Origin of the sequence: Mycolicibacterium hodleri (genome assembly GCF_025822245.1) — a bacterium.
Taxonomy (GTDB): domain Bacteria; phylum Actinomycetota; class Actinomycetes; order Mycobacteriales; family Mycobacteriaceae; genus Mycobacterium; species Mycobacterium hodleri.
On record NZ_JACKTL010000068.1, the window covers coordinates 63567 to 90413 of the forward strand.

The following is a 26847-nucleotide window of genomic DNA, read 5'->3' on the forward strand; positions in this document are numbered from 1 at the left end:
AAAGAATCTGAAACATTCATGACATAGATTTCTCGCAGACTCACTGGGCACCCCGGCACCGGGGCTGCCCGGTACCGAGCGAAGCGACGGGAGAAGGAATCAGTGTCGACCGACGACCGCATCGCCGAATTGCGCGCCAAAGGCGTTGAACTGGTGGCGGGTTCGGTGACCGATCCGGCCGGCGTCACCAGGGCCAAATACGTTCCACTGCGCCGGCTCGGTGACTTTCAGCGCTCGGGAATGGGCGTGTCGCCGTCGTGGAGTGTCTTCTGCGTCGACAGCGGCATCGCCTTCACCCCGACCATCGGCGTCGCCGGCGACCTGCGCATCCGCCTCGACCCGGCCGACGTCCGAGTCGTCGACGACGGGATCGCCTGGGCGCCGGGCAACCTCACCGACCAGGCCGGCGACCCGGCACCGCTGTGCACGCGCGACGCCCTGGCACGCGCCGAACGCGCCGCCGCCGACCGTGGCCTGACCGCCCTGGTCGGCGCCGAACTGGAAGCCACGATGCTCGCCCCCGACGGCGGGCCGGCGTCCACCGGGCCCTGGTCGCCATACGGGATCCGCACGTCGCTGGACCATTCGGCGTTCCTCGTCGACCTGGCCACCACCGCCGAACGCGCGGGCCTGAGCATCGAACAGATCCACACCGAATACGGCCACGACCAACTCGAGGTGTCGCTGGCACCCACCACGCCGGTCGCGGCCGCCGACGCCGTCATCCTCACGCGCATCGTCCTCGGCCGGGCCGCGGCGCGGCACGGGCTGCGAATCTCGTTCGCGCCCGTGCCCTTCGAGGGTGCCGCCGGCAACGGGGCACACCTGCACCTGTCCCTGGCCGACGAGCAGGGCCCGCTGTTCTCCGGCGGCGACGGGCCGTACGGAATCCGGCCGGCCGGCGGGTCCGCGATCGCCGGCGTCGTCGACGCGCTTCCCGGCCTCGTCGGGGTCTACGCGGGCTCCGCACTGTCGGCGCTGCGCCTCAAGCCGGGCAACTGGGCGGGCGCCGTGGCGTGCTGGGGTCTGGAGAACCGCGAAGCTGCCGTGCGGTTCGTCGCGGCCACCCCCGGCAGTCCGCACGGCGCCAACGCCGAACTGAAGCTGATCGACCCCAGCGCCAACCCCTACCTGGCCGCCGCGGCGTTCCTGGGCAGCGCCCTGCGAGGCGTCGACCGCGGGCTCGCCCTGCCCGCCGAGGTCCCCGAGAACCCCGCGCAGTCGGACACCGCGCCGCCGCCGCTGGCCACCGACCAACTCTCCGCCGTCGACGCCCTGGAGCGGTCCGACGTCGCGGCGGAGCTGCTCACCAGTGAGGTGATCGAAGCCGTCGTCGCCGTGCGGCGGTACGAAATCGCGACCTTCGGCGGTCGACCAGCCGCCGAGACCACGCAGGCCCTGCGCCTCGCGTGGAGCTGTTGACCCACGGCGCAGGACCCACGAGGAACCCGAGGAGACATCGATGAGCACCAATACGTCACCGGCCAGCCCGTCGGAGGAAGCCGGTCAGCTTCCACACCGGCGCCTCCCGTTCTGGGTGGCGCTGGCCATGTCCGTCGCCCTGGTCGGGCCGACGCTGGCCATGTCCGGCAACGGTCAGGGGCTGATCGCCACGGTGGGCAAGGCCATCCCGCTGGTCTTCGTCATCGGCCTGGTCGGGGTGTCGCTGGTCGGGTACAGCTTCGTCCGTCTCACCCGGCACCTCAACCACGCCGGCTCGGCGTACGGGTTGGTCGGCGGGACCATCGGACCGCGGGCGGGATTCTTCTCCGGCTTCGCGATGCTCGGCGCCTACGCCGGCTTCGCGATCGGCACCCTGGCGTTGACCGCCGCGTTCGTCAACGCCTTCGTGGCGAAGCTCCAGCCCGGTGACGACACGCCGTATCAACTGCCCTGGCTGGCCGTCGTCGCGGTGGGTGCGGTGATCTCGTTTCTGCTCTCCGGACGCGACGTTCGGCTGCTCGGCAAGATCCTGCTCGCCATCGAGGGTGTCGGCATCGTGTCGATGATCGTGTTGGTGGTGGTCATCTTCGCCCGCGGCGGCGCGCCCTCGACCGGAATCGACTTCAGCGCCTTCACCTTCGAGGGTGTGTCGAGTTCCGCGGTGATCAGCGGCGTGGTCGCGGCGTTCCTGTCGTGGGCCGGCTTCGAGGCGTGCGCGTCGATGGGCGAGGAGACCGACGACCCCGGCCGCAACATTCCGAGGGCCCTCGCCGGCACGCTCATCCTGACCGGCGTGCTCTTCGTCGTGGTGATGTTCGCCCAGGTCGTCGGTTTCGGTACCGACGCCGCGGGACTCGAGGCGTTTGGTAGCTCGGGAAACACGTTGGGCGACTTGGGCAACACCTACATCGGGCAGTGGTTCAGCCTGCTGATCATCTTCACGGCGATCGTGTCGGCGTTCGGCTGCCACCTGGCCTGCTCGGCGACGTCGGGCCGGATGCTCTACGCGTTCGGTCGCGACGGCTTCGGCCCCAAGGCGCTGGCCCAGATCCACGAGGGCACCGGCGGTCCCCGCTTCGCCACCTGGTTGGTGGTCGGCGCGGCGCTGGTGGTCGACCTGCTCTGCGGCGCGTTCCGGTGGCCGGACATGGGCACGGGCAACCCCGCCATCGACACCTACTTCCTGTTCGCCGTCGCGGGCTCGGTGTGCCTGATGGTCTGCTATCTGCTGGTCGAGCTCGCCGCCGCGTGGTTCGTCGGCGCCCCCAAGTTCGTCCGCGTACACGGTGGCGGGGGCAAGGTCCTCGGGCTGGCGCTGCCGCTGCTCGGTGCGGTCGTGATCGCGGTGGTCCTGTGGTTCAACGTCAAGGACGCCACCGACTGGGCGGCCGCGCCGATGCTCGGATTGTATTGGTGTGTGGTCGGTTTGGTGATCGCCATCGCTGCGTCCGGAATCGCCAAACGGGTCGGGGAGTCGCTGAGCGCCGAGTTGGCCGCGACGGAATGACCTCCCTCTACGCCCGGGACGAGGCCGCGGTCGCCGGCATCGAGAAGCTTCGCTTCTTCCCGCTGGAGGTGGTGTCGGGGCACGGCTCGACGTTGGTGACCCCCGAGGGTCGCGAGCTGCTGGACCTGTCCGCCACGTGGACGGCGAGCGGGCTCGGACACGGGCACCCGGCCGTCGTCGAGGCCGTCAGCCGCGCGGTCCGCGACGCCCCGGGATCCGGGGGACTGTCGGCGGTGCATCCCGACTCGGTGGGGCTGGCCGAGGACCTGCTGGCGTTGGTGCCCGGCAGCGGCGACCGGCGGGTCTACCTGGGGCACGCCGGCTCCGACGCCAACGACGTCGCGCTGCGCGCCTGCCGGCACGCCAGCGGCAAGCGGACCGTCATCGCCTTCGAGCACAGCTATCACGGCGGGGTCGGGATCGCGATGGGCGTCTCCGGCGTGCACGTGGACGCCGGTGCGCCCGCCGACCCCGATGCGGTGTTCCTGCCCTACCCCAACCCCTTTCGGCCCGGGCCCGAGGGAGTCCACGCCGACGTCACCGCCTGTCTGGCGCTGGCCGAGGAGCACCTGAGCAGCGGGTCCATCGCGTGCCTGATCGTCGAGCCGATCCTGTCCGACGGTGGCCTGGTCGTGCCGCCCGACGGCTTCCTCGCCCAGCTACACGAGCTGTGCCGCCGCTTTCGCGTGCCGATGATCTGCGACGAGGTCAAGATGGGTCTCGGCAGACCGGGCACCCTGCACGCCTTCACCCACGACGGCGTCGAGCCGGACATCGTCACCTTCGGCAAGGTGCTCGGCGGTGGTCTGCCACTCTCGGCCGCGGTGGGTCCGGCCGACATCCTCGACAATCCGCCGGCGGCAGCGCTTCTCACCACGGCGGGCAACCCGGTGTGCACCGCGGCGGGTCGGGCGGTGCTGGCCACCATCGTCGGAGAGAACCTGCCCGAACGGGCGGCCACCGTCGGCGCGCTGCTCGCCGACGGGCTGCGCGCGCTGGCCGGCTCACCGGGCGCCGACCGCATCGGCGACGTCCGCGGCCGGGGGCTGGCGATCGGTCTCGAGCTCGTCGACCCGGGCACCGGGGAACGTGACCCCCGGCTGGCGGCGCAGGTGGTCTACCGTGCGTGGGAGTTGGGAGCGGTCGTCTACTACGTCGGCGGCAACGTCCTGGAGATCACGCCACCGCTGGTGCTCACCGAAGCCGAGGCGGGACGGGCGGTCGAGATCCTGGGCGCGGCCATCGCCGACGCGGCCGCGGGACGCGTGAACGCCGAGGAGGTGGCTCGATATGCAGGCTGGTGAATTGCCGGACGTCTTCGCCGGGGTCCGGGGCGACGTGCCGGAACCGCTGGCCGCCCACCTGCAGCACGTCGAGCTGGTCGACCACCACGTGCACGGCACCTTCAGTCAACCCGTGGACCGGGCCGACTTCGAGGCGTCGATCAACGAGGGGTCGACCGACCCCGTCCCGAGCTTCATGACCCAATTCGACTCTCCGCTGGGCCTTTCCATCCGGCGGTGGTGTGCGCCGCTGCTGGGACTGGAGCCGCTGGCCAGCGCCGACGACTACTGGGCGCGGCGCAGTGAGTTCTCCGCAGACGACCTGTCGCGCATCATGCTGCCCGCGGCGCGCGTCGGACGGTGGGTCGTCGACACCGGGTTCAAGGGTGACCTGATCACCACGCCCGAACGTCTCACCGCACTCAGCGGCGTGCCGTCCTCGGAGATCCTGCGGTTGGAGCGCTTGACCGAGGACCTGCTCGAGGGCGGGACGTCGGCCGAGGACTTCCCCGACGCCTTCCGGGCGGCGCTGCGGGCCGCGCTCGACGACCCAGAAGTGGTCGGCACCAAGACCATTGCGGCCTACCGCGTCGGCTTCGACGTCGACTGGACCCGCCCGTCGGACGCCGAGGTCGTCGCCCACGCCAGGGACTTCCTGGCCGGCGCCCGCCCGCTGCGCGTCGACGACGCCCTGCTGATCGCGTTCGGCGTGCACGAGGCCGCCGAGCACGGGCTGCCGATCCAGGTACACGTCGGCTTCGGCGACCGCGACATGGACCTGCACCGCAGCGACCCGATGCTGCTGCTGCCGCTGCTGCGCACGATGACGCCCGTCCCCGTGATGCTGTTGCACTGCTACCCCTTTCAGCGTCAGGCCGGCTATCTCGCGCAGGCGTTCGACCACGTCAATTTCGACGTGGGCCTCGCGGTCAACTACCTGGGGGTGCGGTCGACGGGTCTGGTCGCCGAGGCGATGGAGACGGCGCCGTTCGCCAAGCAGCTCTACTCCTCGGACGCGTTCGGGCCACCCGAGCTGCACGTCCTCGGGTCGGTGCTGTGGCGCCGCGCCATGGGCGTGGTGCTCGGCGAGTGGGTGCGCGCCGGCGACTGCACCGAGGACGACGCGATCCACGTCGTCGACCTGATCGGCGTCACCAACGCCCAACGGGTCTATGGGGTGTGACCATCACGCGGCACCGCTGTTCGACGCGCTGAAGCGGTTCGTCGAACGCGACCAGGCGCCGTTCTACAGTCCCGGCCACAAGGGCGGCCGCACCCTGGACCCGTGGTTCCGCGCCCACCTGGCCGAGGTCGACCTGAACAACCTGCCCGACACCGACACCCTGCACTGCCCCGAGGGTCCGATCGCCGAGGCCGAGGCGCTCGTCGCCGACGCCTGGGGCGTTGGCAAGAGCTTCATCCTGGTGCAGGGGTCGACGAGCGGGAACGTCGCGGTGGCGCTGTCGGCGTTGCGGCCCGGCGAACCGGTGCTGGTGGCGCGCAACGCCCACAAGTCGGTGCTCGCCGGCCTGGTCCAGGTCGGGGCCAGGCCCGTCTGGCTGGAACCGCGCTGGGACGAGACGTTCGGCGTCGCACACGGTCTCGACGCCCGGGTGGTCGAGCGGGCGTTCGCCGAGACCTCGGCCAGGGCGCTGTGGGTGCTGCACCCGACGTACTACGGCACCACCGGCGACGTCGTGGCACTGGCCGACCTGTGCGGCAGGCACGACGCGAAACTCCTCGTCGACGGCGCCCACTCGCCGCACTTCGCCTTCCACCCCGACCTTCCCACGCCGGGGGAACGGGCCGGGGCGGCGGCCACCGTCCAGTCGGTGCACAAGATCCTGTCCGGCCTGAGCCAGGCCGCCGTGCTGCACGTCGACCCGTCGCAGCTCGACCTGGCGACGGTGCGGCGCGGGCTGCAACTGATCCAGACCACCAGCCCGCACTTCGCGATCATGGCGTCGATCGACCTGGCCCGCCGTCAGATGGCGGAGCACGGCCGCGAGCTGCTCACCGAAGCGCTCGACCGCGCTCGCCGCACCGCGGCCCGGCTGGCCGCCGTCCCCGGTCTGACGGTGTTGCGGCCCGAGCATCTGGCGGGGCCCGGCACCGGACTGCATCAACTCGACGAGACCAAGCTGCTCGTCGGGACGCGGGGCCTGGACATGGACGCCCGCGACGTCGTCGCCCGGCTCAACGCGGTGCACGGCGTCCAGCCGGAGTTGAGCGGCTCCGGGCACGTCTTGTGCATCACCACGATCGGCAACACCGAGAGGGACGTGGACCGGCTGGTCGACGGTTTCGCGGAGGTGGCCCGGCACGCCGGGACGCGGCCGGCGGGTGCGCACGGCGCGTTGGTCGCCGACGTGCTGGCACTGCGGCCGACGACGGTGCTGACGCCGCGCGAGGCGTACTTCGCCGGTGCGGAATCGGTCCGGCTGACCGAGGCCGCCGGCCGCGTCGCCGCCGAGGCGATCACGCCGTACCCGCCGGGCATCCCGCTGGTGATGCCGGGGGAGCGGCTCGACGCCGACGTGCTGGGGCTGTTGACCGCGCTGCGCGACCGGGGAAACCCGATCAGCGCGTCCGATCCGACGATGGAGTTCGTCACCGTCGTCCGCTGAGGCCCGGCTGCCCCGGGCGGCCTAGGCTTCCAGGAATGCCGACCAAGGACGAACTCTCCGCCGCGGCGATGCAGGCGGCCCTCGACGTCATCGCGGCGTTCGGCTCCCACGACACCGCGCGGTACTTCGACGGCTTCGCGCCGGAGGCGACGTTCCTGTTCCACGCCGAGCCGGCGATCCTTCCCTCTCGGGCGGCCTACGAGGCCGCCTGGGCGGCGTGGGAGCGCGACGGCTTCCGGGTGCTCTCCTGCACCTCGCTGCATCCGCGGCTGGATCTGGTCACCGACGACGTCGCCGTCTTCACGCACGCGGTGCGCACCCGACTGGCGGGGGTCGACGAGGAACAACGCGAGCGGGAGACCATCGTGCTGCGGCGCGGCGCCGACGGTCGCTGGCTGGGTGTTCACGAACACCTCTCGCTGGACTCGCCGCCGGACTGACCTCGCAGGAATCAAGATCGACGTCGCCGCTGCGCGGTGCGATCTGGTTCCCCAGGTTGACGGGCCACCTGTGAGGGAGTTGTGTGTTCCTCGCCAGTATGCCGACCGTTAACCGAAGGCAGCTCACGTGACGACTGACGCGAAACCCGACCTCGAACGCCCCAACCAGCCCGACGAACACCGCAAACGCCGCCGCGTCGTGTCGGTCCTGCAGACCGGTTCCGGCGGCGTGATCCCGCATCCCGCGTTGGACGTCCCGGTCGACGAGGAACATCAGGCGCGCAGTCGCGGCGTCGACTGGGTGGTGTTCGGCGTGACCGCGCTCATCGCGCTGGGCTTCCTGGTCTGGGGCTTCCTCAGCACGCCGTCGCTGAAGAGCGTGTCCGGTTCGGCGTTGACCTGGACGATGGAGAACACCGGCTGGCTGTTCGTCGTGACCTCGTCGGCGTTCGTGCTCTTCGTGCTGTGGCTGGCCGTCAGCCGCTTCGGCGCCATCCCCCTCGGCCGTGACGACGAGGAACCCGAGTTCAAGACCATCTCGTGGATCGCGATGATGTTCAGCGCAGGCATGGGCATCGGGCTGATGTTCTACGGTGTCGCCGAGCCACTCTCGCACCTGGTCACGCCCCCGCCGGGCACCGGCGAGGCGGGCAATCCGGAGGCCATGCAGACCGCGATGGCCACCACGCTGTTCCACTGGACCCTGCACCCGTGGGCCATCTACGCCGTGGTGGGTCTGGCGATCGCCTACGGCGTGTACCGCAAGGGGCGCCTGCAGTTGATCAGCGCCGCCTTCGCGCCCCTGATCGGCGACCGGGCCAACGGGCCACTGGGCAAGGTCATCGACATGCTCGCCATCTTCGCGACGCTGTTCGGCTCGGCCGCGTCACTTGGCTTGGGCGCGTTGCAGATTCGCAGTGGTCTCAACATCGTGGCGGGCATCAGCGCGACGGGCAACGCGGTGCTGGTCGTCATCATCGCCGTCCTGACCGTCGCCTTCATCTTCTCCGCCGTGTCGGGCGTCGCCAAGGGCATTCAGTGGCTCTCCAACGTCAACATGGTGCTGGCCCTGAGCCTCGCGGTTTTCGTATTCATCGTCGGCCCAACGGTGTTCATCCTCAACGTGATTCCGACGGCGCTGGGCAGCTACCTGCAGGACATGGCGATGATGTCGGCCCGCAGCGGCGCCGAGGGACCCGCCGTGGACACCTGGCTGCAGAGTTGGACGGTCTTCTACTGGGCGTGGTGGCTGTCGTGGACGCCATTCGTCGGCATGTTCATCGCGCGCATCTCCCGCGGCCGCACCATCCGGCAGTTCGTGACCGGTGTGCTGCTGGTGCCCAGCGTGGTGTCGCTGATCTGGTTCGCGATCTTCGGCGGAGCCGCCATCAGCATCCAGCAGGGCGGCGTCGACCTCGCCGGCGAGGGCACCACCGAAGGCCAGTTGTTCACGCTGCTGGATCAGTTCCCCTTCGCCACCGTCGCCAGCATCGTGGTGATCGTCTTGGTCGCCATCTTCTTCGTCTCGGGTGCCGACGCGGCGTCCATCGTGATGGGGTCGCTGTCCGAACGCGGGACCATCGAGCCGTCGCGCGCCACGGTCGTGTTCTGGGGCGCCGCAACGGGAGCCGTGGCGGCGGTCATGCTGCTCGTCGGCGGTGACGACGCCCTGACCGGCCTGCAGTCGCTCACCATCTTGGCGGCGCTGCCGTTCGTGTTGGTGATGGTTGGCCTGGCGGTCGCCCTGGTGAAGGATCTCCGCACGGACCCCATGATGATTCGCCAGCGGTACGCCGCCGAGGCGATCGACGACGCGGTGATCGCCGGCGTCGTCGAACACGGCGACGACTTCGTGATCGCGGTCGAGAAGGATCCCGACGCTCCGGACGAGGTCACCATCCGCTGAGCGGTCCACACGCGGCGGTTTGGGTAGCCTCGGCGGTAACCCACGACCCGGATCGAGGCGCTCCGCCATGTCAGACCCCCAGTCGACCCAGACCGAGCCGGCGCCGCGCGCCCGCCGACGGCGTAGGTGGTGGCTGAGCCTCGTCCCCGTCGTCATCTCCCTGATCCTGGTCGGGGTGCCGTGGTGGACGCTGCTGGCGGCGCAGACGCACTGGCCGACGGTCGTCGTGGTCGTCGGCACGACGGTGTTCGTGGCCGCCTTCGTCGCACTGCCCGCCCTGATGATCCTCGGGCACGGCGGTCGCCGCCCGGACTGGGCCGCGGTCACCGCCGACACGCTGCTCGGCTCGGTGTGGGTGCTGTTCACCATCTCGCTGCTCGGGTTGGTCCTGCGCCTCGCACTGGCGGTCGCCGGCGTCGATGATCCGACGCGGTCGCGCGTCGTCGCAGGCGCCGTGGTCGTGGTGACCGTCGTCGTCCTCGCCTGGGGGCACTACGAGGCCATGCGCGTGCCGCGCGTCAGGGCGGTCGACGTCGTCGTGCCGCGACTGGGAGCCGGATTCGACGGCTTGCGCGTCGCCATGATCACCGACACCCACTACGGTCCGATCGACCGGAGCCGATGGTCGGCCGGGGTGACCGAGCGCGTCAACGAACTCGACGCCGACCTCGTCTGCCACGTCGGCGACATCGCCGACGGCACCGTCGCCACGCGGGAGCCGCAAGCCGCCCCTCTGAAGGCGATGCGCGGCAAGCTCGCCCGCGTCTACGTCACCGGCAACCACGAGTACTACGGAGAGGCGCTGGGGTGGATCCGCTACATGGAGGACATCGGGTGGGACGTCCTGCACAACCGGCACGTCGTGCTCGAGCGCGGGGGTGACCGGTTGGTGGTCGCAGGCGTCGACGACGCGACCGCCGGGGGCTCCGGCGTGGCCGGCCACGGGGCGGACCTGCCGGCCGCGCTGGCGGGCGCGGACCCGAACCTCCCGGTGCTGCTGCTGGCGCATCAACCCAAGCAGATCCCCGACGCCGTCGCCGCGGGGGTGGACCTGCAGATCTCCGGGCACACCCACGGCGGCCAGATCTGGCCGTTCAACTTCTTCGTCAGGCTCGACCAGCCGGTCGTCCACGGGCTCAGCCGCCACGGCGAGCGCACCCAGCTCTACGCCGGTCGGGGCACCGGGTTCTGGGGTCCGCCGTTCCGCGTCTTCGCACCGAGTGAGATCACGGTGCTGACGCTGCGCCGAGCGTGAGGCCGCGGCGACGCAGGGTGCGCGTCGGCTCGTTCGACGTGGCGTCGAAGCGGTGGGTCGACGGCGTCGGCGCCGCACCGGTGGCCCGCGACGAGCTGGTGGTGGCGACCTTCAATGTGTGGTTCAGCGACTTCCACGCCGAGGAACGCTTCCAGGCGATCGCCGACGTGCTGTCGCGAAAGATGCCCGACGTCATGGTCTTTCAAGAGGTCACGCCGGCGGCACTGGCCATCTTCCTGGCCCAACCCTGGATCCGGGTGCGGTACCGGCGGGCCGAGGTCACCGGTGGCGACCTCGGCAACTACGGCATGCTGATGCTGTCGCGCCTCCCGATCGCCAACGTCACCTACACCCGGCTGCCCACCAACCTGGCCCGCGGATTCCTGACCGCCGAACTCGACACCGGCGGCCAGCCCCTGACCGTGGTGGCGCTTCACCTCGAGAGCGGAAAGGCAGCCGCCGGGTTGCGATCCCGCCAACTGGGCCGGGTGTTCCGCACGCTGCGCAGGACCGACAACGCCGTCGTGCTCGGCGACTTCAACATGCGCGACTCGGAGAACGACCGGATCGGCGAGCCGTATCGCGACCTCTGGCCGGTCCTGCGACCGCACGACGACGGCTTCACCGAGGACACGACGGTCAACCTGATGCGGCTCGACAGCAAGAACAAGCAACGCCACGTGAGGTTCGACAGGGTGCTCCTCAAGGGTGGCGGGTGGCGGGCGACCGACATCGAACTGCTGGGCACGGACCCGATCTCACCCGCGCTGCCGCGGGTCTTCCCCTCCGACCACTTCGGCGTGGCGTGCCGCCTGGCCGCCCAGCCCCTGCCCGCCGAAGACGTTCGCCCGCAACGCTTCTGGCGCCGCTGAGCTTTCAGACACTGAGCCGGCGATACCGCTGCAACCGTCGCATGCCCACCGCGGAGACGGTGCCCTCGTGCGGGCGAAGCGCGGCGTCGACCCGGGTGCGCACCTCGTCGACGTCGAAGTGGGTCCCGATCGCCACCAGGCAGTTGGTGCGGGCCCGCGGCGGCGCCGTCGCGACGTGGACAGACGAGCCGACCACGTTGACGACGTAGCTGCGCACTCGCTCGCGGGCGCGGACCGCCACGGTGCCCTTGAGCCGGTACACACCCGCGGGCGGATCCTCGAGCAGGTCGAGCAGGACACCGGGGTCGACGCACCCGTCGCTGGTCGCGGTGACCGAGGCGGCGTGGACGTGATCGGGCTGATCGGCGTGGGCATCGATGAGCAGCTCGCGGATCGACATCTGGCCGGAACCGTCGTCGGCGTCACCCGTGTCGTAGAGCAGCGACGGGTCGATCCTCGCGCCGACCGCACCGACGACGTGGGCGTCGGGATTGCGCTCGCGGATCCGCGCCTCGATGCGGGCCACCTCGGCGTCGCGGCTGTCCTCGGAAAGCTGGTCGAGCTTGTTCACCACGATCAGCGACGCCGCGCCGTACCTGGCAAGCGGGGCTCCCCCGCGGTCGACGACGTCGAAGTGGGTGACGGCGTCGATGACGTCGACGACCCCGCCCGGCCGGATCCGCTCGACGCCGCTGAAGCGGATCAGCCGCGACACCGCCACCGGGTCGGCCAGACCGCTGGCCTCCACCACGATCGCGTCGAGGGCCAGCCGCGGATCCGACAGCTTCTCCAGCGCCTCGTCCAACCCGTTGTCGTCGTCGAGGCAGCAGACGCAGCCGCCGGCGATCGAGACGGGCTCGTCGACCTGCCCCGTCACCAGCGCGGCGTCGATGTTGACGTCGCCGAAGTCGTTGATGACGACGCCGATTCGCGCCCCCGGTGCGCGGAGCACGTGGTTGAGCAGGCTGGTCTTGCCGGCACCGAGGTACCCGGTCAGGGCGATGACGGGGATGGCGGGCACCCGAGGAGTCTAGGGGCTGGCTCGGGGCGTCAGTACCCTCGGGGAAGTGGATGCCCCGACACCCCTGAGCTCCCTGCTGGTGCGGGCGGGCGGCGTCCGGGGGCTGATCTACACGTCGCTTCCGGTCACCGCGTTCGGCGCGGCCAACGTCGTGGTGTCGCTGCAGTGGGCCCTGGGGATCGCGCTGGGCATCGCCGCGCTGATCCTGTTCTGGCAACTGGTGCGACGGGAATCCGTCCGGCCGGCGCTCTTCGGCTTCGCCGCCGTCGCCGTCGGCGCGGGCGCAGCCTTCGCCACGGGTCGCGCCAAGGACTTCTATCTTCCGGGCATCGTCACCTACGTCCTGCTCGGCACCCTGTTCACGGTGTCGGTGCTCGTCCGCAGACCGCTCATCGGCGTCGGCTGGGCGTGGATCACCGGCCGGGACGACACCTGGCGGCGGGTGCGCCGTGTCCGCCGCGCCTTCGACCTGGTCACCGTCGTGATGGCGGCGGCGTCCTGGGCGCGATTCGGCGTGCAGTACTACCTGTACCACACCGATCAGGCCGAACTTCTGGCCGCGGCGCGCGTCGTGATGGGGTGGCCCATCTGGATCGTCACCTCGACCCTGATCTACTTGGCCATCCGGACCGCCATCCGAGCGCTGCCGCGCACGGCCGAGGCGGGTTGACCGACCGAGTCGGAAGGGACCACCCATGAGCTTCATGGACGAGCACCTCAAGGCGTACCTCGCCTCGGGCGGCGCAGAGGGCCACATCCTGGACCTGAGCTCCGTCGGCGGGCACGTCGTCACGACCCACTGCCTGATCAAGGTGGCCGGGCGCAAGTCCGGCACGCCGTACGTCAGGCCGCTCATCTATGGCAACGTCGGCGGTGAGATCGTGATCGTCGCGTCCAAGGGCGGCGCCGACACCGATCCCGAGTGGTACCTCAACATTCGCGAGAGCGAGACGATCGGCGTGCAGATCGCCACACAGGCGTTCGAGGCCACCTGGCGCGAACCCGAATACGAGGAACGCCACCAGGTGTGGGCGTACATGACGCACCTGTATCCGCCGTACCTGGGCTACCAGACGGCGACCACGCGCCACATCCCCGTGGTGATGCTGCGCGCGGTGCGCCCCCTCCCCGTCTTCACCGAGTAATTTGTGGAGTCTGAGGAGCGGTGAGCGCTCCTCGGACTCCATAAATCGCGCACTAGGGTTCGGCGAGCACGGCCGACGCGATGCGGAATGCGGTGTTGGCGTCGGGCACCCCGCAGTAGATCGCGGTCTGCATGAGCAGTTCCTTGATCTCGTCCTCGGTCAGGCCGTTGCGGCGGGCGGCGCGCACGTGCATCGCCAGCTCTTCGTGGTGGCCGCGGGCGACCAGCGCGGTCAGGGTGATCATCGAGCGGCTGCGCCGGTCCAGACCGGGGCGGGTCCAGATGGTGCCCCAGGCGTATTCGGTGATCATCTGCTGGAAGTCCGCGGTGAAGTCGGTGGTGGCCGCGACGGCGCGGTCGACGTGGGCGTCCCCGAGCACGGCGCGACGGACGGCCATGCCCGCGGCGTGCACCCCGGCGGTGGTCTCGGCGCGGGTGGCGTCGACGCCGCAGTGCGCGGCGATCAGGTCGGCCACCGTCGCCGGGGACTCGGCGGGCGCCAGGTGCCCGATCCCGTCGAGTACCTCCAGTCGGCCGTCGCGCACGCCCGAGGCGATGCGCTGCAACGACTCCGGGGGTGTGGGCACGTCGTGGGAACCGGCGACGGCGAGGACGGGCGTCTCGATCTCGGCGAGTCGATCGGTGACGTCGAACGCCGCCAACGCCTCACACGTCAGGGCGTAGCTCTCGGCATCGGTGTCGCGCAGGGCACCGAGCAGGGCGGCGGCCCGGTCGGGCTGGCGGTCGGCGAACCCGGGGCCGAACCAGCGTTCGGCGGAGCCGGCCACCACCGCGGCGGTCCCGCCGTCGCGGACGGTCGTGGCGCGGTCGTGCCAACCGTCGGCGGTGCCGATCTTCGCGCCCGTGCACAGCAGCGTGGCCGAGGTGACCCGCTGCGGCGCGTCCAGGAGCAACTGCAGTCCGACGGCGCCGCCGACGGAGTCGCCCGCGTAGTGGAACGTGTCGGCGCCGAGCCGGTCGGCCAGGGCGCTCACCCCCGCCGCCAGCTCGGCGATCGTGAACGGTTCGGCGGCTGGGCTGCGACCGTGGCCCGGGAGATCCCAGGCGACTACGCGCAGATGAGCCCGCAGGTGACGGGCGGCCGGTGCCCACAACGTGTCGGCGGAGGTGCCCAGCGACGGTCCGAGCAGCAGGACGGGCGCGTCGGTGGGTCCGCCGACGTCGGTGCCGACGAGGCGGGGCACGGTCATGGCGCATCCTTGCGGTAGTGGGCGGCGCGGTCCAGCGCCGCGTCGATCAGTCTGTCGGTGGCCCCGAGGTAGGTCTGGTTGGGTTGGCGGTCAACGAGTTTCGCCATCGTAGCCTGTTCACTGCCGAGGTCGCCCGCGGCCGCGAGGTTGGCGGCGGCCCGGTCCGGGTGGACCCGCAGCCCGGTGACCAGCTCGGTGGTGTGCGCCGCGGCGACCACGGTGCGGCGCGCCAGGGTCGCGATGGTGGCCCACTCGGCGTGCCAGCCGCCGTCGGCGCGTTCGTCGACGCTGGCGGCCGCCGCGGTGTGCAGCGTCCCGGCCAGCGGACCGGCGGTCAGGGCGGCGCGGCGGATCAGCACCGAGCGCACCGGGTTGTTCTTGTGCGGCATGGTCGAGGAGCCGCCGCCGTGTCCTTCGGCGAATTCGCCTATCTCCGTGCGACTTCCGGTGGCGACGTCGGCGGCGAGGTGCCCCCACGCGTCGCAGAGCCCGGCGAGTGCGTCCCCGATGCGGGTCAGGGGGGCTCGGGTGGTGTGCCACGGCGGGGCGGCCGCCAACCCGAGCCGATCCGCCACCCGCTCGGTCAGGTCGAGCGCGCCGTCGACCGAGCCGGTCAACTCGACGACCGCGGCCAGGGTCCCGACCGCGCCGCCGAACTGGGCGGGCAGGCCGGCCCGCAGCGCGGCGAGCGGGTCGGCGGCGTCGAGCAGGCCGCTGAGCCAGGCGACGACCTTCGCACCGACGGTGCTGGGCAGCGCGGCCTGGGTCAGGGTCCGCGCCACCATCGGTGTGCGGCGGTGTGTGTCGGCCAGCGTGACGAGGGCCTGGATCTGTGCGTCGACCTCCCCGGTGAGGCGGTCCAGCACGTCGCGCAGGCACAGCATCACCGCGGTGTCGACGACGTCCTGGCTGGTGAGCCCGCGATGCAGCCACCGTGACGTCGGCTCGGGGGTGCGTTCGCGCAGCAGGGCCACCAGTGCGGAGACGGGGTTGCCGTCGGCGTCGGCGCGGCGGGCGACCAGCTCGACGTCGACGTTCGTGTCCACCGTGAATGCCGCGGCCTCAGGGGCGATCTCGGCGTCGACGAGGCCGTCGAGCCAGGCCTGCTCGACGGCGATCATGGCGTGCAGAAAGGCGGCGTCGCTCATCGCGTCCGCGGCGAGATGGTCTCCCGGCCAGAACAGGTCGGTCACCCCCGGTGGCCCGGGTAGCGCAGGAAAACCGTTTCCTCGGGCCCCTGCAGGCTCACGTCGAAGCGGAACCCGCTCGGTTCCCGGGTGGCGATCAGAGTGTCGCGCCGCTCGGCGGGCAGCGAGGCCAGCAGCGGGTCCTCGGCCAGGTGCTCCCCGGGCAGGTACGCCCGCGTGAACAGTCGGTTGAGCAGGCCGCGGGCGAAGATCGTCACCATGATGAACGGTGCCGCACCGGGATTCGTCACCCCGGGTGTCACCGTCGAGAAGCAGTAGCGGCCTTCGTCGTCGGTGGCGGCGCGGCCCCAGCCGGTGAACGTCCACCCGTCGCGGTGAAGGGCGCCGCTCGCGGTGGGCACGTTGCCGTCGGCGTCGGCCTGCCAGATCTCCAGCAGCGCGTCGGGCACCGGGGTGCCCTCGCCGTCGGTGACCACCCCGTGGAACCGGATCGACCCGGGGGAGCCGGGCGGCACCAATTCGGCTCCGCGGTCGAAGGGCAGTGCGTAGCCGAAGAACGGGCCGACGGTCTGCCCGGGGGTGGCGGTCAGCAGGGTGGTCATCGGTGGTCGTCCTCTGCGGTCTCGACGGGGGTGCGCGTCGCACCGGTCAGCACGATGTCCCAGCGGTATCCGGTGGCCCATTCGTGGGTGGTGACGTCGTGGTCGTAGGTGGCGACCAGGCGGTCGCGGGCCTTGCGGTCGGTGATCGCCTGGTAGATCGGGTCCAGACCGAACAGCGGATCGCCGGGAAAGTACATCTGGGTGATCATCCGCTGGGTGAACTCGGTGCCGAACAGCGAGAAGTGAATGTGCGCCGGCCGCCACGCGTTTCGGTGGTTCTTCCACGGGTACGGGCCGGGTTTGACGGTGGTGAACCGGTAGTACCCGTCGTCGTCGGTCAGGCAGCGGCCGGTCCCGGTGAAGTTCGGGTCGACCGGCGCGGGGTGCTGGTCGCGCTGATGGATGTAGCGGCCCGCGGCGTTGGCCTGCCAGATCTCGACCAGCTGGCGGCGCACCGGTCGGCCGTCGCCGTCGACGATGCGGCCGGTGACCACCATCCGCTCGCCGATCGGCTCCCCGCGCTGGCCGACGGTCAGGTCGGCCTCCAACGCGCCGACGTCGCGCGGCCCGAAGCACGGGGTCCACAGTTCGACCCCCTCGGGATCGGCGTGGTGCAGGTCCTTGGTCGGGTGCCGCAGCACGCTGCTGCGGTACGGTGCGTAATCCAGACGCGGTTGGGTCTCCTCGACCCCGGCCCGCTGATACGCCGACTCGATCGCCTCGATCTCGGCGCTGACCTCGGCCTGGCTGGTGGCTGCGCGGTCCGAACTCGTTGTCGTACTTGACATTGCGTCGACCTCCGGGTTACTGGGTGACCAGTCTGCGCGCCTCCGCGTCTGGGTGGATGCCCAGCAGCGGGGTCGGCACGGACTTGGTCTCGCGGGCGGTCAGGGCCGACGCCGCTGCGATGACGCAGACGACGGCGGTGAAGGCACCGATGACGATCCAGCCGCCTTCGCGGATGCCGCCGAGTGCGGTGACGATGGTCGGCGCGAAGCCGGCCACCAGGAAGCCGAGCTGGGTGCCGATCGCCACGCCGGAGAAGCGCACCTTGGTGCTGAACATCTCGTTGTAGAACGACGGCCACACGGCGTTGGCCGCGCCGTAGCCGAACGCGAACGTCGCGACGGCGAGCACGAAGGTCAGGGTGTGGTCGGCGTTGCTCATCGAGAGCATGTAGAAGGGCATCAGCGCCGCGGAAGACAGTGCGCCGTAGACGAATACCGGCTTGCGGCCAATCTTGTCGGCCAGCATGCCGAACAGCGGCTGGGTGCCGAGCGCGACGACGTTGGCCACGACCACCAGCCACAGGGTGATGTCAGCCGGCAGCCCGACCTTCTTGCCGTAGGCGATGGCCAGGGTGCCGAAGACCGTCGACACCGCGGCGATGAAGGCGCAGAAGAAGACTCGCAGCACGTCGCGCCAGTGATCCTTCACCAGCGGCTTCAGCGGCATCTTGGCGATGTTGCCCGCGGCCTTGGCCTCTTCGAACTCGGGCGTCTCGTGGAGCTTGCGGCGGATGAAGTAGGCGACCAGGACCACGACCGCGCTCAGCCAGAACGGGACGCGCCAGCCCCAGGACAGCTCGTCCTCGTCGGACAGCGAGACGAACGGAATCAGCACCAGCGAGGCGAGGATGAGGCCGCCCTGGGTTCCGGTCAGCGTCCAGGACGTGTAGAACGCACGCTTGTCGTCGGGGGCGTGCTCGAGGGTCAGCGAGCTGGCCCCGGCCTGCTCGCCGGCAGCCGAGAAGCCTTGCAGCAGACGGCAGAGCACCAGGAGGCTGAGCCCCAGGTAGCCCGCCGTGCCGTAGGTGGGCAGGCAACCGATCGCGAACGTGGAGACGCCCATCAGCACGATGGTGAACATCAGCACCTTCTGACGGCCGATGCGGTCGCCGAAGTGGCCGAGCACGAAGGCGCCGACCGGCCGGGCGAAGTAGGCCACGCCGAAGGTGGCGAACGACATCAGCAGGGCGGCCTGTCCGCCACCCTCGGGGAAGAACACCCGGGGGAAGATCAGCGCCGCGGCCTGACCGAAGAGGAAGAAGTCGTAGTACTCGACGGCGCTGCCCATGAAGCTGGCCAGGGCGGCCCGCTTGGGAGTGCGCGCCGGTCCACCCGGCGGCGTACCGCCGGGTGTGTTCTGGTGGATTGCGGTCATTGGAATCCTCCTAGGTTCCCTGCAGTTGACGGTCTTTGGGGGCGAATCACGAGACGAGGTCCCGAAAGTGCCGCGACATCCTGGCCGCGTCTGGCGCGAATCCGGTGATGAGGTGGAATGCGGTGGTGGCCTGATGTACGGCCATGTGTCCGCCGTCGAGCGTGCGGCAGCCGGCGCGCCGGGCGGCGATGAGGAGCGCGGTGTCCAGCGGCCGGTAGACGATGTCGGCGACCCAGAGCCCCGGGTGCAGGAGCGTCTCCTCGAACGGCAGGCCGGGGTGGTCGGCCATCCCGGTGGGCGTGCAGTGCACCACGCCGTCGGCGTGGGAGAGCAGCACGGCCAGCTTGTCGAAGTCCGCCGCGTCGACCCGCGCCTCGGGGTGCCGGGCGGACAGTTCGCCGGCCAGTGCCGTGGCCCGGTCGACGTCCACGTCGACGACGGTGAGGTGGCCGGCGCCGAGGCCGAGCAGGGCGTGGCCGACGGCCGTACCCGCGCCGCCCGCGCCGAGCATGACGACGTCGGCGGTCGCAGCGCCGGGCAGGCCCTCGGCGAAGCCGGTGGCGAAGCCCGGCGCGTCGGTGTTGTAGCCGACGGTCCTGGGTCCGTCGAAGACGACCGTGTTCACGGCCCCGAGGGTGGCGGCCGCGGCGTCGACGTCGTCGAGGTGGGGAATGACGAGTTGCTTGCACGGATGGGTGACGTTGAGCGCGTCGAAACCGAGGGCGCGGGCCCAGGTCAGCACCTCGCCGATGCGCTCGGGTGCGACGCCGATCTCGCGTAGGTCGACGGTGCGGTAGAGGTAGTCGAGGCCGTGCGCCTTGGCCTCGGCCATGTGCAGTGCCGGGGTGAGGGACGGGCCGACGCCGACGCCGACGAGACCGACGAGGAAGGGTCTGGCGGACGGTTCGGTCGTCATGGCACACCGCTCTCTCTAATGTACTAACTGGTACGTACACGAAAAGTAGAACAGTGTGGCGTGGGTCTCGTCAACCCTTGATTCGTGAGCGGGGTCTCGCGTCAGTGGGTGGTGAGCCAGCCGACGACGACGTCGCCGATCATCCTGCGCATGTGCGCGCGTTGCGAGAGCTCGGTGAAGTCGACGCCGAAGAGGAAGCCGAAGGTGTGGCGGTTGGCGACCTGGAAGACGCAGTAGGAGCTGATCACGATGTGGACGTCGAGCGCGTCGACGTCACCGCGGAAGGCGCCCTGTTCGCGGCCGCGGGCGAGGATCTCCTCGAGCAGCGAGGTGGCCGGCTGGGAGATGGTGCGCAGGGAGTCGAGCCGGCCGATGAACTCGCCGCGGTGGATGTTCTCGATGGACACCAGCCTGATGAAGGCCTGGTGGTCGAGGTGATGGTCGAACGTCAGCTCGGCCAGCCGGCGCATCGCCACCACCGGGTCGACGTGGTCGACCTGCAGCTTCTGCTCCGCCTCGCGGATGCCGCGGTAGGCGTTCTCCAGGACGGCCAGGTACAGGCCCTCCTTGCCGCCGAAGTAGTAGTAGATCATCCGCTTGGTGGTCCGGGTGCGCTGTGCGATCTCGTCCACCCGGGCGCCCGAATAGCCCGATTCGGCGAAGACCTCGGTGGCGACGGCGAGCACCTCGGCCCGCGTGCGCTCGGCGTCGCGCTGCAGTTCCCGCTTCGGCTCGGGCCTCGACTCCGGGTGCGCCACGATCGGCAGCCTACTGCGCCCGCGGTGGCGTCCTTCGGCTCGCCCCTTCCGAATGTATGAACCGTTTAGTACATTGAAGTGTGATTGGAGGCACACCATGAAGACGTCCATCGCCACCGTGTCGATCAGCGGGTCCCTGGTCGAGAAATTGCACGCCTGCGCCGACGCGGGTTTCGACGGTGTCGAGATCTTCGAGCCTGACCTGATCGCCAGCGATCACAGCCCCGAGGAAATCCGTGGCCTGGCCCGTCGGCTCGGGTTGTCCCTGGACCTGTATCAACCGCTGCGCGACATCGAGGGCGTCGACGACACCACCTTCGCCGAGAACCTGCGCCGCGCCGGGGCCACCTTCGCCACCGCCCAGCGGCTCGGCATCGGCACCGTGCTGGTCTGCAGCAACGTGGCCACCGCGACCGTCGACTCGATCGAGCACTCCGCCGACCAGCTGCGCCGGCTCGGCGACGTCGCCGCCACATACGACGTCAGGATCGCGTTCGAGGCGCTGGCCTGGGGCCGCTTCGTCGACGACTACCGGCGCGCCTGGCGCATCGTCGAACTGGCCGACCACCCGGCGGTCGGGGTCTGCCTGGACAGCTTCCACGTGCTCTCCCGCGGACACGACCCGGCCGCCATCGAGGACATCCCCGCCGAGAAGATCTTCTACCTCCAACTCGCCGACGCCCCCGCACTCTCCATGGACGTGCTGTCGTGGAGCCGGCACCACCGGTTGTTCCCCGGTGAGGGCGCCTTCGACCTCGCGACGTTCGTCGCGCACGTGCTGAAGACCGGTTTCGACGGGCCTCTGTCGCTGGAGGTCTTCAATGACACGTTTCGGCAGACCGACCCGGATCGGACCGCCGTGCACGCCCTTCGCTCGCTGGTGTGGTTGCAGGACAAGGTCGCCGCGCTTCCCGGGGTGGGCCGCGGCGCGAGCCTGACCCCGGTGGCCGACGCCAAGCCGCCCGTGGGCTTCGACTTCGTCGAGCTCAAGGCGGAGGACACCAGCGACGTCGAGATCCTGCTCGAACAGCTGGGGTTCGTGCCGAGCGGTCGCCACCGCACCAAGCCGGTGTCACTGTGGACCTCCGGCGACGTCCGCATCGTGCTGAACGAGCATCAGGCCCGCGACCAGGCCCCGCACGTGGCCGCCGTCGGCCTGCAGGTACCCGACGCCGGCGCCACCTCGCGCCGGGCCGCCGACCTGATGGCGCCCGCGGCCTACCGCCGGACCTACGCCGCCGAGCAGGCGTTGGGTGGCGCGGTCGCCCCCGACGGCACCGAGTTCTTCTGGGTCACCGCGCCGCCTGCGGGATCGCCGCCGCCATGGGTCGCCGAGTTCGAGAACGGTCTCCCGCCGGATCTGGGCTCGGCCCTGCGCCATGTCGACCACGTCAACCTCGCCGTGCCGTGGCAGACCTCCGACGAAGCCGTCCTCTTCCTGACCAGTGTCTTCGGGCTCGCCGCCGACGCCCCCACCGAAGTGGCCGGCCCGAGCGGGCTGGTGCGCAGTCAGGTCATGCGCACCGACGACGGTTCGATTCGATTGCCGCTCAACGTCGCACCCCAGGTCCTCGAGGCCGCCGACATGCCGCAGCACGTCGCGTTCGCCTGCACCGACGTCGTCGCCGTCGCCCGGGCGGCGCGGTCGCGGGGCCTGCGCTTCCTGGCCGTCCCGGACAACTACTACGACTACGTGGCGGGCCGCTTCGGCGTCGACGCGGACACGGTCGCCGAACTGCGGGAGCTCGACCTGCTCTACGACCGCAGCGCCGACGGGGCCTTCGTGCACTTCTACACCCGCACCGTCGGGTCGGTGTTCTTCGAATTCGTGCAGCGCGTCGACGATTACGACGGCTACGGCACCGACAACGCGCCCGTGCGGTTGGCCGCCCAGCGGGTGCGCACTACCGGATAGCCCCCACCGGACGGTTGCGCCTCCGGGGACGACACCACCGGTTCGGCAACCCAGACTCGAACCATGCATCGGGACCAGCGCATGGCGGTCGTCGTCGCCGCCGTGCTGACCTTCGGGACGGGCGTGCTCGACGTGCTCGTGCTGGCGCGCCTCGGAGGCGTGTTCGCCAGCGTCATGACGGGAAACCTGGCGCTGATGGGGCTGGGCCTGGCCCGCGCCGACGTCGCCACGATCGTCCACACCCTCGTCGCCGTGGCCAGCTACGTGGTCGGAGTCGCCGTCGGCAGCGCGGTCACCGGGCCACGAGAGCCGGAACACCCGGTGTGGCCCCGCCGCGTCACCGCCGCCCTGGCCGTCCAACTGGCCCTACAGTGCGCGCTGGCCGTGGGCTGGGCTCTCACCGGCGGTGCTGCCGTCGGCGGGGTTCAAATGGCCTTGCTGGCCACGGCGGCAGCGAGCATGGGTCTGCAGGGGGCGGCGGTGCGCGGTCTCGGCGTCACCCTGGCCACCACGTACCTCACCGGAACCCTGACCGGGTTGATCGCCAACCGCACGCTGTCGAAGCCGGCGCGAGCCGACGCCGCGGGGCTGGCGGCGCTGATCGCCGCGGTTGCCGGCGCCGCCTGCGGTGGGCTGACCCTCGCGACCGCACCGCTCGTCGCACCCGTCTGGTGCCTGCTCTCCGTCGTCATCGTCGTCGTCATCGCGGAGTGGCGTCACCGCTACGCCGCCCACCACGTTTCACAATGAACCGTCGAAGGGAGAACGTCATGCAGAACCCCACCCCAGAGGTCGTCCCGACCTACACCCAGGTACCGGTCGGCATCGATGCCACCGGCATGCGCAGCGAGTTCGACAGCCTCGGGCCAGTCGACGTCCCGGCCGACCGCTATTGGGGCGCCCAGACGCAGCGTTCCCTGGTGCACTTCTCCATCGGCAACGACCACATGCCGATCGAGGTGTACCGCGCCTACGGTCTGGTGAAGAAGGCGTGCGCTCTGGTCAACGAACGGGCCGGTCGACTGGAGGACTGGCGCGCCAAGGTCATCGTGCAGGCCGCCGACGAGGCCATCGCCGGCAAGCTCGACGACGAGTTTCCGTTGTTCGTCTGGCAGACCGGCTCGGGGACCCAAAGCAACATGAACGTCAACGAAGTGTTGTCCAACAGGGCAATTCAACTCCTGGGCGGTACGCTCGGCAGCCAGCAACCCGTCGGGCCAAACGACCACGTCAACATGGGGCAGAGCAGCAACGACACGTTCCCCACCGCGATGCACGTCGCGGCCGTCACCGAACTGGACGACCGGCTGATCCCCAGCGTCGAGGCGCTTCAGCGCGAAATCGCCGACAAGGCAACGCAATGGTCCGACGTGGTCAAGATCGGCCGCACCCATCTCGAGGACGCGGTGCCGCTGACCGTCGGCCAGGAATGGTCGGGATACGCGGCGCAGCTCGAGGCCTGCATCGCCGAACTGCGCCACGCCAGGCAGGGTCTGCTCGAGTTGGCGGTCGGCGGCACGGCCGTGGGAACCGGACTCAACGCCCCGGTGGGGTTCAGCGTCGACGTCGCGGCCGAATTGGCCAGCCTGACGGGTGCCGAATACGTCACGGCGCCAAACAAGTTCGTCGCCCTGGGATCGTTGGACGCGATGGTCCGGGCACACGCCGCGCTGCGTGGTCTCGCCGTCGCACTGATGAAGATCGCCAATGACATGCGGTGGCTCGCGTCCGGCCCCCGCTGCGGACTCGGCGAACTGCAACTCCCCGCCAACGAACCCGGGTCGTCGATCATGCCGGGCAAGATCAACCCCACCCAGTGCGAGGCCCTGGTGATGATCTCCATCCAGGTCGTCGGCAACGACACCGCGGTGGCGCTCGCCGGCTCACAGGGCAACTTCGAACTGAACGCGATGCGCCCGGTGATCATCAACAACTTCCTGCACTCCGCCCGCATCCTGGGCGACGGCTGCGCCAAGTTCCTCGAATTCTCGGTCAAGGGAACGACTCTCAACACCGATCGGATCAGCAAGTACGTCGACGAGAGCCTGATGTTGGTCACTGCGCTCAGCCCCGTCATCGGATACCAGAACGCCGCGCACATCGCCGAGGACGCGTTGGCCAAGGGCACCACCCTGCGCGAGGCCGCGGTGGCGTCCGGGCACGTGACCGCCGAACAGTTCGACTCGGTCGTGGATCCGGCGAGCATGGTCGGTGACGGGGTGGGCGGCGCTTGATGCAGACCGATGGGGCCGACGCGACCGATCCGGTGCCCGACCTCGTGCTCGACGCCGCGGCGGTGCTGCACGTCAGCGGTCAGTCCACCGGCATGACGCTGGCCGCCGTCGACCGGATGAACGGTGGACTCGGCAGCACCGGCACGCTGGTCCCCACGTGGGCGTCGCTTCAGCTCGTCGGCCCGGCCGGCGCCGTCCGCGTCGCGGCCGGTTCGCCGACCGGCGTCAACATGAGACGGGTGGCCGCGACGATGGCGGTCGTCGACCGCGCCCAGGACGGCCCGCTCGACCCCGACCAGGTGCGTGGCGAATTGGCCTCGGCCAGAGCGCTGCCCATCTCGAACACGCTGGTGTTCAGCGGCGCTTGCGCCACCGGGGCGGGTGCCCTCGCGGTGATCTTCGGGGCGCAGCATCCGGCCGTGGTGCTGGTCGCCGCTCTCAGTGCGGCGCTGGGCGGGCTCGCCCGGCGGGGTGTCGGAAGGCTGCACGGCGAGGCCCTCACCCAGGCGTTCGTCGCGGCACTGATCGCGGGTCTCGTCGGCGTCGTCGCCGACCGCCTGCACGTCGACGACGCCACGGGCCTGGTGGTGCTCTGCCCGGCGATGGTCTTGGTGCCGGGGCCGCACATCCTCAACGGCGCGTTGGATCTGCTGTCCCTGCGGGTGTCGCTGGGCGTCGCGCGGCTGGGCTACGCGGCGCTGGTCCTGACGGCGGTCGCCGGTGGGCTCATTCTTGGGCTGGCCGCGGGCGGCCTGGGCATCGCGGTGGGACAGTCGGGCGCTCCCGTCCCCTTTGGCGTGGACGTCCTGGCGGCGGGTGTCGCGGCGGGCTCCTATCCGATCTTCTTCTCGATGCCCTACCGGATGATTGTCTGGCCGGTGGTAGTGGGCATGCTGGTGCACGCCGCCCACTGGTGGGCCCTCGTGGCGTGGCACGTCGACCTCGCAGCCGCGGCGTTCGTGTCCGCCCTCATCGCGGGCGCCCTCCTGGTGCCGATCTCGCATCACTTGCGAATCCCGTTCGCCGCCATCGGCTTCGCGTCCGTGGTCGCCCTGGTCCCAGGGGTCTACGTGTTCCGGATGCTCAGTGGGCTGGTGAGGTTCGCGTACGCGCCGACACCCGATCTGCTGACGGCGCTGGCCTCGGACGGGGCGGTCGCCGCGCTCGTCGTGGCCGGTTTGGCGTCGGGGCTCGCGTTGCCGATGCATGCCTACGCCGTCGCGACGGCGAACCGGGTGACGCGGGTGTAGGGAGGCCGACAACGCATGGACCGGACGTGTCGGACCCCGCTTCTAGAATGGTGGCATGGCCACGGCGACAACGTCTTTGAGCTCTCAGGAGCGCATGGAGTTGTTGTTCGGGGAGATGGAGGAGTTGGCTGGGCAGCGCAATGCGATCGACAGTCGGTTGGTGGAGATCGCCGCCGAGATCGAGGGTGACGGGATTTGGGGTGCGACCGGGGTGCGGTCGGTGCCGGCGTTGGTGGCCTGGAAGCTGGGGATTTCTCCGCACAACGCGGAGACGATGGTGAGCGTGGCGCGGCGGCTCGAGGAGTTCCCGCGGTGTGCGGCGATGATGCGCGAGGGTCAACTCTCCTTGGATCAGATCGGGGTGATCGCCGAGCGGGCCGGTGAGGGCTCGGACGAGCATTACGCCCAGCTGGCGTCGGTGGCCACGGTGACCCAGCTGCGTGTTGCGATCACGCTCGAGCCCCGTCCCACACCCGACCGTAGGCCGGAGCCGGAGCGGTCGTTCCGCAGGACCGTCGGCGAAACGTCCACCACCTACCGGATCACGTTGCCGAAGGTGGAGGCGGCGAAGTTCGAGGCGGGGTTGGCCTCGCATCGTGACGCGTTGATCGCCCAGTGGCGACGCGACCACGGCGGTGACTCCGATACCGCCGACTCCGGTACCGACGACTCCGAGACTGATGCCGATGACTACGTCGGCGACGTGTACGGCGGTGCCCGGCACGGCGAGAATGCCGAGGAAGCCTCGGTTCGGGTACCGCCGTTCCCCACCACCGTGGACGCGTTCACCAGCCTGGTGGAGGCCGGGTGGGACGCCGACGTGGCGCGCCGTCCGCATGGTCAGCACACCACCGTGGTGGTGCACCTGGACGTCGAGAAGCGACAGGCTGCATGGCATGTGGGTCCGGTACTGTCCGACGGCGAGCGCCGCCTGCTGCTGTGTGACGCCACCTGCGAGCTGTGGCTGGAACGTCACGGCCAGGTCATCGGGTCCGGGCGGGTCACCCGCACCATCAGCCCCGCCTGCGCCGGGCCCTTGAGCACCGGGACCGCTGCTGTGTGGTCCCCGGGTGCGGGGCGACCCGCGGATTGCACGCCCACCACATCCGGCATTGGGAGGACGGCGGGCCGACCGACCTCGACAACCTGGTG

Annotated in this window: 23 protein-coding genes and 1 pseudogene; 16 read left to right on the forward strand and 8 right to left on the reverse strand. The window is 70.5% G+C overall.

Annotated elements, in window-relative coordinates; translation table 11 throughout:
- Nucleotides 1-102 precede the first annotated feature (102 nt).
- The 9 genes from H7J06_RS28090 to H7J06_RS28130 all read left to right on the forward strand — a co-directional run bounded on the left by H7J06_RS28090 (nucleotide 103) and on the right by H7J06_RS28130 (nucleotide 11333).
- On the forward strand, nucleotides 103-1422 hold the full coding sequence (locus H7J06_RS28090; RefSeq protein ID WP_264042716.1) for a type I glutamate--ammonia ligase: 1320 nt from the start codon (nucleotides 103-105) through the stop codon (nucleotides 1420-1422).
- A gap of 40 nt (nucleotides 1423-1462) precedes the next feature.
- Entirely contained in the window at nucleotides 1463-2950 is a 1488-nt protein-coding gene (locus H7J06_RS28095) for an APC family permease (RefSeq protein WP_264042717.1), read from the forward strand.
- Nucleotides 2947-4254, forward strand: a complete 1308-nt coding sequence (locus tag H7J06_RS28100; protein ID WP_264042718.1) for an aspartate aminotransferase family protein — start codon at nucleotides 2947-2949, stop codon at nucleotides 4252-4254. The genes H7J06_RS28095 and H7J06_RS28100 overlap by 4 nt, the downstream gene beginning before the upstream one ends.
- On the forward strand, nucleotides 4241-5416 hold the full coding sequence (locus H7J06_RS28105; protein ID WP_264042719.1) for an amidohydrolase family protein: 1176 nt from the start codon (nucleotides 4241-4243) through the stop codon (nucleotides 5414-5416). The genes H7J06_RS28100 and H7J06_RS28105 overlap by 14 nt, the downstream gene beginning before the upstream one ends.
- On the forward strand, nucleotides 5406-6860 hold the full coding sequence (locus tag H7J06_RS28110; protein ID WP_264042721.1) for an aminotransferase class I/II-fold pyridoxal phosphate-dependent enzyme: 1455 nt from the start codon (nucleotides 5406-5408) through the stop codon (nucleotides 6858-6860). The genes H7J06_RS28105 and H7J06_RS28110 overlap by 11 nt, the downstream gene beginning before the upstream one ends.
- 35 nt (nucleotides 6861-6895) lie before the next feature.
- Nucleotides 6896-7300, forward strand: a complete 405-nt coding sequence (locus tag H7J06_RS28115; protein ID WP_264042722.1) for a YybH family protein — start codon at nucleotides 6896-6898, stop codon at nucleotides 7298-7300.
- A 199-nt stretch (nucleotides 7301-7499) separates the two neighbouring features.
- The gene (locus tag H7J06_RS28120; RefSeq protein WP_264042746.1) at nucleotides 7500-9206 is read left to right on the forward strand and encodes a BCCT family transporter; all 1707 of its coding nucleotides are present in this window, start codon (nucleotides 7500-7502) and stop codon (nucleotides 9204-9206) included.
- Between the two features lie 67 nt (nucleotides 9207-9273).
- Complete coding sequence (locus H7J06_RS28125) at nucleotides 9274-10461, forward strand: metallophosphoesterase (RefSeq protein ID WP_264042723.1); 1188 nt, start codon at nucleotides 9274-9276, stop codon at nucleotides 10459-10461.
- On the forward strand, nucleotides 10458-11333 hold the full coding sequence (locus tag H7J06_RS28130; protein WP_264042724.1) for an endonuclease/exonuclease/phosphatase family protein: 876 nt from the start codon (nucleotides 10458-10460) through the stop codon (nucleotides 11331-11333). Before H7J06_RS28125 ends, H7J06_RS28130 begins: the two co-directional genes overlap by 4 nt.
- A gap of 4 nt (nucleotides 11334-11337) precedes the next feature.
- Here the strand turns inward: H7J06_RS28130 and H7J06_RS28135 are convergent, their stop codons facing one another.
- The gene (locus H7J06_RS28135; protein ID WP_264042725.1) at nucleotides 11338-12354 is read right to left on the reverse strand and encodes a CobW family GTP-binding protein; all 1017 of its coding nucleotides are present in this window, start codon (nucleotides 12352-12354) and stop codon (nucleotides 11338-11340) included.
- A 46-nt stretch (nucleotides 12355-12400) separates the two neighbouring features.
- On the opposite strand from H7J06_RS28135, the gene H7J06_RS28140 reads away from it, so the two are divergent.
- Both H7J06_RS28140 and H7J06_RS28145 read left to right on the forward strand, forming a co-directional pair.
- Entirely contained in the window at nucleotides 12401-13024 is a 624-nt protein-coding gene (locus tag H7J06_RS28140; RefSeq protein WP_264042726.1) for a DUF3159 domain-containing protein, read from the forward strand.
- Nucleotides 13025-13049: 25 nt separating this feature from the next.
- Nucleotides 13050-13499: a nitroreductase/quinone reductase family protein gene (locus H7J06_RS28145; RefSeq protein ID WP_264042728.1), complete on the forward strand. Its 450-nt coding sequence runs from the start codon at nucleotides 13050-13052 to the stop codon at nucleotides 13497-13499.
- Between the two features lie 52 nt (nucleotides 13500-13551).
- Here the strand turns inward: H7J06_RS28145 and pcaDC are convergent, their stop codons facing one another.
- From pcaDC to H7J06_RS28180, 7 genes are all read right to left on the reverse strand, one after another.
- Nucleotides 13552-14709 carry a bifunctional 3-oxoadipate enol-lactonase/4-carboxymuconolactone decarboxylase PcaDC gene (pcaDC, locus tag H7J06_RS28150; protein ID WP_264042729.1) on the reverse strand — a complete coding sequence of 386 codons (1158 nt, stop codon included), beginning with the start codon at nucleotides 14707-14709 and terminating at the stop codon, nucleotides 13552-13554.
- The gene (locus tag H7J06_RS28155) at nucleotides 14706-15902 is read right to left on the reverse strand and encodes a lyase family protein (protein WP_264042730.1); all 1197 of its coding nucleotides are present in this window, start codon (nucleotides 15900-15902) and stop codon (nucleotides 14706-14708) included. The genes pcaDC and H7J06_RS28155 overlap by 4 nt, the downstream gene beginning before the upstream one ends.
- On the reverse strand, nucleotides 15899-16459 hold the full coding sequence (gene pcaG, locus H7J06_RS28160; protein WP_264042731.1) for a protocatechuate 3,4-dioxygenase subunit alpha: 561 nt from the start codon (nucleotides 16457-16459) through the stop codon (nucleotides 15899-15901). The genes H7J06_RS28155 and pcaG overlap by 4 nt, the downstream gene beginning before the upstream one ends.
- Nucleotides 16456-17247, reverse strand: coding sequence for a protocatechuate 3,4-dioxygenase subunit beta (gene pcaH, locus H7J06_RS28165; protein ID WP_264042732.1), 792 nt, complete (start codon nucleotides 17245-17247; stop codon nucleotides 16456-16458). Before pcaH ends, pcaG begins: the two co-directional genes overlap by 4 nt.
- A 16-nt stretch (nucleotides 17248-17263) precedes the next feature.
- The gene (locus H7J06_RS28170) at nucleotides 17264-18622 is read right to left on the reverse strand and encodes an MFS transporter (protein ID WP_264042733.1); all 1359 of its coding nucleotides are present in this window, start codon (nucleotides 18620-18622) and stop codon (nucleotides 17264-17266) included.
- A 46-nt stretch (nucleotides 18623-18668) separates the two neighbouring features.
- Complete coding sequence (locus H7J06_RS28175; RefSeq protein ID WP_264042735.1) at nucleotides 18669-19538, reverse strand: shikimate dehydrogenase; 870 nt, start codon at nucleotides 19536-19538, stop codon at nucleotides 18669-18671.
- A 101-nt stretch (nucleotides 19539-19639) separates the two neighbouring features.
- Nucleotides 19640-20296: a TetR/AcrR family transcriptional regulator gene (locus H7J06_RS28180; RefSeq protein WP_264042736.1), complete on the reverse strand. Its 657-nt coding sequence runs from the start codon at nucleotides 20294-20296 to the stop codon at nucleotides 19640-19642.
- Between the two features lie 97 nt (nucleotides 20297-20393).
- Between H7J06_RS28180 and H7J06_RS28185 the strand changes: the two genes are divergently transcribed.
- The 5 genes and pseudogenes from H7J06_RS28185 to H7J06_RS28205 form a co-directional block, all read left to right on the forward strand.
- Nucleotides 20394-22211, forward strand: a complete 1818-nt coding sequence (locus tag H7J06_RS28185) for a bifunctional sugar phosphate isomerase/epimerase/4-hydroxyphenylpyruvate dioxygenase family protein (RefSeq protein WP_264042737.1) — start codon at nucleotides 20394-20396, stop codon at nucleotides 22209-22211.
- A gap of 63 nt (nucleotides 22212-22274) precedes the next feature.
- Complete coding sequence (locus H7J06_RS28190; protein ID WP_264042738.1) at nucleotides 22275-22961, forward strand: YoaK family protein; 687 nt, start codon at nucleotides 22275-22277, stop codon at nucleotides 22959-22961.
- 20 nt (nucleotides 22962-22981) lie between these two features.
- Nucleotides 22982-24445 carry a class II fumarate hydratase gene (gene fumC / locus H7J06_RS28195; RefSeq protein WP_264042739.1) on the forward strand — a complete coding sequence of 488 codons (1464 nt, stop codon included), beginning with the start codon at nucleotides 22982-22984 and terminating at the stop codon, nucleotides 24443-24445.
- Nucleotides 24445-25695, forward strand: coding sequence for a threonine/serine exporter family protein (locus tag H7J06_RS28200; RefSeq protein WP_264042741.1), 1251 nt, complete (start codon nucleotides 24445-24447; stop codon nucleotides 25693-25695). The genes fumC and H7J06_RS28200 overlap by 1 nt, the downstream gene beginning before the upstream one ends.
- Nucleotides 25696-25750: 55 nt before the next feature.
- Nucleotides 25751-26847: pseudogene (locus H7J06_RS28205) on the forward strand (HNH endonuclease signature motif containing protein); the annotation flags it as partial.